We start from the raw sequence: 7,773 nt of genomic DNA on the forward strand, positions 1-7,773 counted from the left end.
GATCCGACGCTGGTGTTCCTGCCGATCCTGCTGGCCACCAGTTGCTCGACCATCGTGGGCTTCCTCGCGGTGGCCTTCATGCAACGCCTGCGTGTCTGGGACCCGGTCGTGCTCGCGTATCTGATCCCGGGCGCTTTGGTCCTTGGCGGGTTCATGGCGTTGCTGGGAACCATGTCGGCAGCCGCGCTGGCCGGTTTGTCGTCGATCCTCGGCAATCTGACGCTATTCGGCTTGATCATGCTGTTCTTGATCATCGGTGCGATGCGTAAAGTCAAAGTCTATGAAGCGTTCGTCGAAGGCGCCAAGGAAGGCTTTGATGTGGCGAAGAACCTGCTGCCGTATCTGGTGGCGATGCTCTGCGCGGTGGGTGTGCTGCGAGCGTCCGGGGCTTTGGATTTTGGCCTGGACGGCATTCGTCACCTGGTGGAGTGGGCCGGCTGGGACACGCGTTTCGTCGATGCACTGCCCACTGCCATGGTCAAACCGTTCTCAGGCAGCGCCGCCCGGGCGATGCTGATCGAAACCATGAAGACCTCCGGCGTCGACAGCTTCCCGGCGCTGGTGGCGGCGACGATTCAGGGCAGTACCGAAACCACGTTCTATGTGCTGGCGGTGTATTTCGGGGCAGTGGGTATCCAACGAGCTCGGCATGCGGTGGGCTGTGCGTTGTTGGCGGAGCTGGCCGGCGTGCTGGGTGCCATCGGGGTTTGCTACTGGTTCTTTGGGTAAATCCAACATTTATCGCTGGCAAGCCAGCTCCCACAAGGACCGCGCAGTTTCTGTGGGAGCTGGCTTGCCAGCGATAAGGCCCGCAGAACCTTCAAGGTCTCGCGGGAAGCACAATTTTCTGGCCTTGCTCAACCGCCCAATTCACCACCTGCGCCGTCAATTGATCGCTGGCCTGGCCGAACCCGGCCACCACCGCCGGCACTTTTACATCATTGAGCGGCTGACGAACCTCAAAGCGGCGGCTGGCGAGGATGTGCTGGTCGTAGCTGCGCACCAGCAATGCATCCACGCGTACCACCACGCTGGCGTTCGTGCCCTGGTATTCGGTCTGGAAGGCTTGCAGGACACCGCCCAGCTCCAGATCCGTCTGGAAAATGCTGTCATCGGTGCTCAACAGCGAGACCCGACCATCGCGCTGGAAACCATCGAGCAGGCGATTGCGCACGAGCACCGGTGCCGGGTCGCTCCAGCGCGAGCCTTTGTAGCTGCTGATCACATCGCCCTGAGGAATGACCGCTATGTTCGGACTGTTCAACGCTTCGCTGGCCTGCAGTTTGGTCAGGCGCAACGACCAGCGTTGCGCCGCACCATGACTGTTCGCCGGAATGCTCTGAGCTGAAGGCAAACGATAGACATCGAACGGCTCGGGCTTGGGCAGGATCGAGCAGGAGCTGACCAGCATGAAACCGGCGAGGAGGGCGATGAGGGTCAGCTTCATGGAGTGAATTCCTTGTTCTTGTCACTGCCCAGCAGGTAACCGCTGGGGTTGGCCTCAAGGCGTTGAGAGATGGCGCGCAGCGCGGTGAGGGTTTCGCGCAGCTCACGCACCGCCGGAGCCAGACCATTGAGGCCCTGCATGCCGTTGTTGATCGAGTCCTGATTGCTGCTCAGCAATGTGTTGATGGTTGCACTGCTCTGTTCCAGCGACTTCATCGCTTGCTCGGCGCTGCCGAACATCTGCTTGCCCTGATCGTTGAGCAGTCCATTGGCGTTGCGCATCAGCGCTGAGGTTTGCTCCATCATGCTGCTGGCCTGCTTGCCCACCGAGGACAGTTGCTGCATGGCCTGGCGAATATCGCCACGCTGGTCGGCAATGACCCCGGTGGTTTGCTCCAGATGTTCAAGGGTCTTGCTGATGCGCTCGATGTTTTCCGTGGAAAACATCAGGTTGGCGTTGTGCATCAGCATGTTCACGCCGGCCATCAGGTCGTTGCTGTCGTTGAGCAGACGGGCGATAGGCGAGGGCGATGCAACGATTGTCGGCAGGTTGCCGTCCTTGCCCTTTAGCGTCGGGCTCTGTGGCGTGCCGCCGCTGAGCTGGATGATCGATGTCCCGGTGACCCCGGTCAGCGCCAGTTTGGCCTGGGTGTCTTCCTTGACCGGCGTGTCGCCGCCCAGGCGGATCCGCGCCAGCACCCGGCGCGGGTCTTGCGGGTCCAGGCGCAGCGATATCACATCGCCGACCTTGATACCGCTGTACTGCACCGAACTGCCTTTGGACAAGCCGCTGACCGCCTCGTTGAACACGACTTCGTAGTCCTTGAACGCGGTATCGACACTGGACTTGGCCAGAAACAAACCAAAGAGCAGGGCGCCTGCCACCACAATCACAGTGAACAGGCCGATCAATACATGATGAGCTCGGGTTTCCATGTCAGACCTCGTTGAGCTGTTGAGCGGCCGTCAGTGCCGCGCGGCCGCGAGGGCCATGGAAGTATTCGTGAATCCACGCGTCGTCGGTTTCCGATACCTTGTCGATGGCATCCGCCACCAGCACTTTCTTCTGCGCCAGCACCGCCACGCGGTCGGTGATGGTGTAGAGCGTGTCGAGGTCGTGGGTCACCAGAAACACACTCAGGCCCAAGGCATCGCGCAGGGTCAGGATCAGTTGATCGAAGCCTGCGGCGCCAATCGGATCGAGGCCGGCGGTGGGTTCGTCGAGAAACAGGATGTCCGGGTCCAGCGCCAAGGCCCGCGCGAGCGCCGCACGCTTGATCATCCCGCCGGACAAGGAGGCGGGGTACTTATCCGCCGCTGACAGTGGCAACCCGGCCAGGGCCAGTTTCACCGCGGCCAGATGTTCGGCATCGTCGCGGCTCAGGCCGGCGTGTTCGATCAGGGGCAGCGCGACGTTTTCGGTCACGGTCAGGGAAGAGAACAGGGCGCCTTTCTGAAACAGCACGCCAAAACGCCGCTCAATCAGCGAGCGTTCGTGTTCCGGCAACGTCGGCAGGTTTTGCCCGAACACTTTGACCACGCCTTCGCTGGGCTGACGCAAGCCGACAATGCTGCGCAGCAACACTGACTTGCCGCTGCCGGAGCCACCGACGACGGCGAGGATTTCGCCCTTGTACAAATCCAGATCGAGGTTTTCATGCACGCTCTGGCGGCCGAAGCGATTGCACAGCCCACGGACTTCAATCACCGCCTCGGCGGGCGCTCGGGGTAAACGACTCACCAGCTCATCTCCATGAAGAACAGCGCGGCCACGGCGTCGAGCACGATCACCACGAAAATCGATTGCACCACGCTGGACGTGGTATGCGCGCCGACGGACTCAGCGCTGCCGCTGACCTTGAAGCCTTCCAGGCAGCCGATAGCGGCAATCAGGAACGCGAACACTGGCGCTTTGACCATCCCCACCAGAAAGTGCTGAACACCGATGTCCGATTGCAGTAGCGAAAGGAACATTGCCGGCGAGATATCCAGCGACACCGCACACACCACGCCGCCACCGACAATCCCCGAAACCATCGCCAGAAAGGTCAGCATTGGCAACGAGACCAGCAGGGCGAGCACACGCGGCACCACCAGTAATTCCATCGGATCGAGACCGAGGGTGCGAATGGCGTCGATTTCCTCGTTGGCCTTCATCGAACCGATCTGCGCAGTGAACGCACTGGCCGTGCGCCCGGCCATGAGAATCGCAGTCAGCAGCACGCCGAATTCCCGCAGGAAGGCGAATGCCACCAGGTCCACCGTGAAGACGCTGGCACCGAACGTGGTCAGCACGGTCGCCCCGAGAAACGCAACGACGGCGCCCACCAGAAACGTCAGCAAGGCAACGATGGGCGCAGCGTCGAGACCGGTTTGCTCGATGTGCGCGACCATTGGCGTGATGCGCCAGCGTTTGGGGCGGAACAGGCCACGGACGAGGGTTTCCAGAATCAGCCCGACGAAACCCAGCAGTTGCAGGGTGTCCTGCCAGACTGCGTCCACCGCGCGGCCAATGCGGGTCAACAATTGAATGCCGACGCTGATTTCCGGCTCCTTGACCGGCACACAGAAATCGGTCAGCGACTGGTAGACGGTTTGCAGCAACGCACGGTCGGCAGAGGAGAGGGTGCAATCAGGGTGTTCGGCGGATCGCCCCAGACGCTCGGAGCCCAGCAGTTCCACCAGCAATGAAGCGCCGGCGGTATCCAGGGCGCCGAGACCGTTGAGGTCGATGTGGGTGCTGGCATCGTATTGGCCTTCGAGCTTTTCGCTCAGGCGCTTGAGGTCGGCGTAATGGGCAAGCGTCCAGTCCCCGGTCACCCGGATCCGGGCGGGGGCGAGCGAGGTGTCCAGATGGGCATTGCCGGCCAATGTGCTGCTGGTCATAAGCTCCGTGCTTTTTCGGCTATTTACGCTGACTTACGTAATACCACGAACGGCCTCACTTTTCTTTGGCCGGTGTGCTGTCCTTCACTTTGAAGCGCAATACGCCGATCAGCTGGCCGTCTTCGGTAAGTACCCGGACCTGCCATTTGCCTGCCGGATTGCCGGGGAAGTTCTGTTTGTGAGTCCAGGCCCGATAGCCTTCTTTGCGCCCACCGTGGATGTCCAGCGGAATGCGGTCGACCTCTTTGCCGTTGAACTGCCACACATGATAAATCCGCTCGTCCAGGCCACGCGGCGCGTTGATCGCGGTGTAGGCATACAGGCCACCGCCGCGAATCTGCTCGGCACTGACTTCTTCGAGGCTGGCGCCTGGCGTGCGATCCTGCATTTGCGTGCTGATGGCCACGTCGGTCATCCACAAGGTCGCTGGCGGCACCCATGAGCGCAACACCCAACCGACACCGCCGATCCCGATGGTGATGCTCAGGATCGCCAGCGCATTGCGCACGGTGCGAATCGGAAAAATCGACGCCAGGCTCGGGAACGACAGCAATACGGCAATACCCAGCGCCCATTTGAAACTTTGCGAGGTGGTCAGGTGCATGATCACCGGCAACGCGGTGAGGAGGGCGGCGAACAATGTCAGCGTATGCAGCGCGAGGAACGCCCAGCGCCGCGGCGCCAGCCATTTGTAGTAAAGCGGGTCGACGATGGAGATCAGTGCGGCGATGCCCAGTAACCCGGTGAAGAACAACTGGCCGCTGTTCCAGGTGGTGGTGATGAAAAAGAACGGCAGAACGAAAAAAAGGCTTTCCTGATGGATCATCTGCGTCGCGTAACGCAGCAACGGCTGAGGAATTTCCCGCTTGAAGATCCGCGTGAACAGCTTGGTCAGGCTGTTTTCCAGCATCAGCCAGATCCAGCTGATCAGCATGATGGTGGTGATCCAGCTGGCCAAGCCCTGCTGACGGTCGACCAGAATGAAGCTGCCGACCCCGGAAACAAAACCACCGAGCGCAATGACCCCGGGGTAGCGCTTCATCAGCTCGAGGATGCGCTGTACAAAAAGGGTCAGAGTCGACATTCGGCGATTCACATTAGTCGTAGGAAAAATCTCAAACAGGTTACCGCCGGCACGACGACGTGGCGAGGGTAAGCGCTATTTTCTGCGATGCAGGCGCCAGGCTGCCAGGCTCAACACCAGCAAACCCAATACCCCGGCCATTACCCACAACACTTGGTCATCACTGAGCAACGGCTTTTCGATCCGCACGTAACCCGGTTGCAGGAGCAGCTCGCGCATCGCCTTGTTCGCTTCAGCCAGTGATACCGCTTGCAGTTCCTTGGCGGGGTTGGCGAAACGGCCGTCCTGATAGTCTCCCAACGCGCTCCAATAGTAATCGGCCAGCGCGCTGTTGCCTTGCACGGCCCAGGATTGACGGGCGATAGCGGCTTGCTTGAGACGGTTGAAGGTCTCAGCGTTGAGGCCGTCCTTGAGTAATTGCGCCTTCAATTCATCCAGCACCGTCAGAGCCTCGGCTACGTCGTCACGCTCAAGGTCGGCGTTGAGGCTCATGAAACCAACCCCGCCGAATACCTCACGCTCGGCCCATGGGCCGTATGACAAGCTGTGCGCCAGCCGCAGTTGGCGATACAGCGCCCAGTCCAGATAGTCCTTGAGCAGGTCGAAGGTTTCGTCATGCTGATCCTCCAGCACCGGTTCCGGTACCAGCCAATGCAGCTTGGCCCCACCCCCGACGAAGCCGCGTGTCAGCACGCGCTCGTGGGCCGCGCTGGCCTGGATTTGCGGCAGCGGCGGATGATTGCCCGGCTCGATCGGTACCAACGTGCCGTAGGTGCGCTCCAGATAGGCCGGCAGCAAGCGATCCAGGTCGCCGACCACGATCAGCGTCATGTTGTTGGGCGCGTACCAATCCTTGCGGACTTTCTCCAACTGCTCGCGGGTCAACTGATCGACTTCGGCGCGCTCGGAGCATTTCAGGCCCAATTCCACGGCCAGTTGCTTGCTGGCGGTGTGACCCAGGTCCTGACGATCCAGCCAGCGTTGCAAATGCGAGTAGTGACCGCCGTCTTCGCGCTCGACCACTTGTTTGGCCGCGTTGATGGCGTTGTCGTCGAAGTGGGTCTGGGTCAGCAATGCCAGCAGCAAGTCGAGGACTTTACGCTGATTCTTCGCCGGGGCTTCGATCACGAACGTGGTGTCGGCGTTGCTGGTGAACGCATTCCACTCACCGCCCAGCGCTTGCATGCGCTCTTCAAGCCCGCCTTCGCCGCTGGCGTCGATGCCGCTGAACAGCAGATGCTCGAGCAGATGTGGCAACTCTTTGTCAGCGCAGCCGAAATCATCAATGCCGACGCCGACTACCAGCCGGATTGCCACATGCCCGCGTTCGGCACCGGGTTTGAGCAGAATTTGCAGACCGTTGCGCAGGGTATAACCCTCGACCTGGAAGCGATCCAGGGCAAACGACGGGAATGAGCCGAGCAACAAACAGGCGAACAACAGGCAACGCATAACGAGCTTCCATACGGCTAGCGTGAGTTCAACAGACTTCAGGCCACTGTGGACGTTCAGGGAGAATGCGTGATGTCAGTCATATCGTCGACAACCAGCGCTCCGGTGTCGGACGTTTCCAGCACTACGTAGGCGCTGCTGCAAAACAACGAATTCAGACGTTTCATGTCGGCGATCAACTCCAGGTGCAACGAACTGGTCTCGAGACTTTGCACGATCTTGCGTTGCAAACGGCTGACATGGGCATGGGCCATGCGCCGCTCCTGTGCGCGAAAGCGACGTTTCTCACGGACCAATTGGCGAGCGCTTTCCGGGTCGGCGCTGAGGAACACCGACAAGCCCAGGCGCAAATTGGCAATCAATTGGCTGTGCAACCCCGCCAACTCCTCCAGGCCCACCTCGGAAAACGACCGGCGTTGCGAGGTTTTCTGCTGCTGCACCTTGCGCAGCATGCGCTCGATCAGGTCACTGGCGAGCTTCAGGTTTATCGCCAATTCAATGATTTCTGCCCAGCGTCGGCTGTCCTGGTCACTAAGGTCTTCGCGAGGCATTTGCGCCAGATAGAGCTTGATCGCGCTGTACAGCGATTCCACGTCTTCCGCCAAGCGACGCACTTCCTGAGTCACCGCGGTTTGCTTGCCGTGCAACACATCGAGCATGGCTTCGAGCATGTTGTCGATCAGGTCGCCCATGCGCAGGGTTTCCCGCGCCGCATTGGCCAACGCCAGGCTCGGGGTAGCCAAGGCCGTCGGGTCGAGATGCCGTGGTTTGGCGGTGCCGTTGGCTTGCGGACGCTCCGGCAACACCCAGGCACAGAACCTCGCCATTGGCCCGACACTGGGCAACAGGATCAGGCAGCGCGCCGTGTTGTAGAGCAGGTGGAAGCCGATGACCATTTCCTGAGG

The 7,773-nt window shown here is 60.7% G+C and carries 8 protein-coding genes; 1 reads left to right on the forward strand and 7 read right to left on the reverse strand.

Translation table 11 applies throughout. The annotated features are described in order from the left end of the window. Positions 1-729, forward strand: a 729-nt coding sequence (locus D8V06_RS10060) for a spore maturation protein (protein WP_177434406.1), incomplete at its 5' end; no start/stop codon positions are given. A 91-nt stretch (positions 730-820) separates the two neighbouring features. On the opposite strand, the gene D8V06_RS10065 is transcribed toward D8V06_RS10060, so the two are convergent. From D8V06_RS10065 to D8V06_RS10095, 7 genes are all read right to left on the reverse strand, one after another. After that, positions 821-1,447, reverse strand: a complete 627-nt coding sequence (locus tag D8V06_RS10065; protein WP_130903769.1) for an ABC-type transport auxiliary lipoprotein family protein — start codon at positions 1,445-1,447, stop codon at positions 821-823. After that, a complete protein-coding gene (locus D8V06_RS10070) occupies positions 1,444-2,382 on the reverse strand; it encodes an MlaD family protein (RefSeq protein ID WP_056854224.1) in 939 nt (312 codons plus the stop codon). Before D8V06_RS10070 ends, D8V06_RS10065 begins: the two co-directional genes overlap by 4 nt. Before the next feature lies 1 nt (position 2,383). Beyond that, positions 2,384-3,187: an ATP-binding cassette domain-containing protein gene (locus tag D8V06_RS10075; protein WP_130930901.1), complete on the reverse strand. Its 804-nt coding sequence runs from the start codon at positions 3,185-3,187 to the stop codon at positions 2,384-2,386. Beyond that, on the reverse strand, positions 3,184-4,332 hold the full coding sequence (locus D8V06_RS10080) for an ABC transporter permease (RefSeq protein ID WP_056854226.1): 1,149 nt from the start codon (positions 4,330-4,332) through the stop codon (positions 3,184-3,186). Before D8V06_RS10080 ends, D8V06_RS10075 begins: the two co-directional genes overlap by 4 nt. A gap of 55 nt (positions 4,333-4,387) precedes the next feature. Beyond that, positions 4,388-5,416, reverse strand: a complete 1,029-nt coding sequence (locus D8V06_RS10085; RefSeq protein WP_056854227.1) for a DUF5924 family protein — start codon at positions 5,414-5,416, stop codon at positions 4,388-4,390. A 75-nt stretch (positions 5,417-5,491) separates the two neighbouring features. After that, positions 5,492-6,868 carry an insulinase family protein gene (locus D8V06_RS10090; RefSeq protein WP_130908052.1) on the reverse strand — a complete coding sequence of 459 codons (1,377 nt, stop codon included), beginning with the start codon at positions 6,866-6,868 and terminating at the stop codon, positions 5,492-5,494. A 56-nt stretch (positions 6,869-6,924) separates the two neighbouring features. After that, on the reverse strand, positions 6,925-7,773 hold an 849-nt coding region (locus tag D8V06_RS10095; RefSeq protein WP_130930902.1), incomplete at its 5' end, for a Na/Pi cotransporter family protein.

The sequence above is a fragment of the Pseudomonas sp. Sample_24 genome, assembly GCF_004307605.1.
In the GTDB taxonomy this organism is placed as follows: Bacteria; Pseudomonadota; Gammaproteobacteria; order Pseudomonadales; family Pseudomonadaceae; genus Aquipseudomonas.

What these genes read in the sequence shown, in the direction of transcription:
- D8V06_RS10065 (WP_130903769.1), bottom strand. Translation starts at nt 1,447, where the DNA reads ATGAAGCTGACCCTCATCGCCCTCCTCGCCGGTTTCATGCTGGTCAGC.
- D8V06_RS10070 (WP_056854224.1), bottom strand. Translation starts at nt 2,382, where the DNA reads ATGGAAACCCGAGCTCATCATGTATTGATCGGCCTGTTCACTGTGATT.
- D8V06_RS10080 (WP_056854226.1), bottom strand. Translation starts at nt 4,332, where the DNA reads ATGACCAGCAGCACATTGGCCGGCAATGCCCATCTGGACACCTCGCTC.
- D8V06_RS10085 (WP_056854227.1), bottom strand. Translation starts at nt 5,416, where the DNA reads ATGTCGACTCTGACCCTTTTTGTACAGCGCATCCTCGAGCTGATGAAG.
- D8V06_RS10090 (WP_130908052.1), bottom strand. Translation starts at nt 6,868, where the DNA reads ATGCGTTGCCTGTTGTTCGCCTGTTTGTTGCTCGGCTCATTCCCGTCG.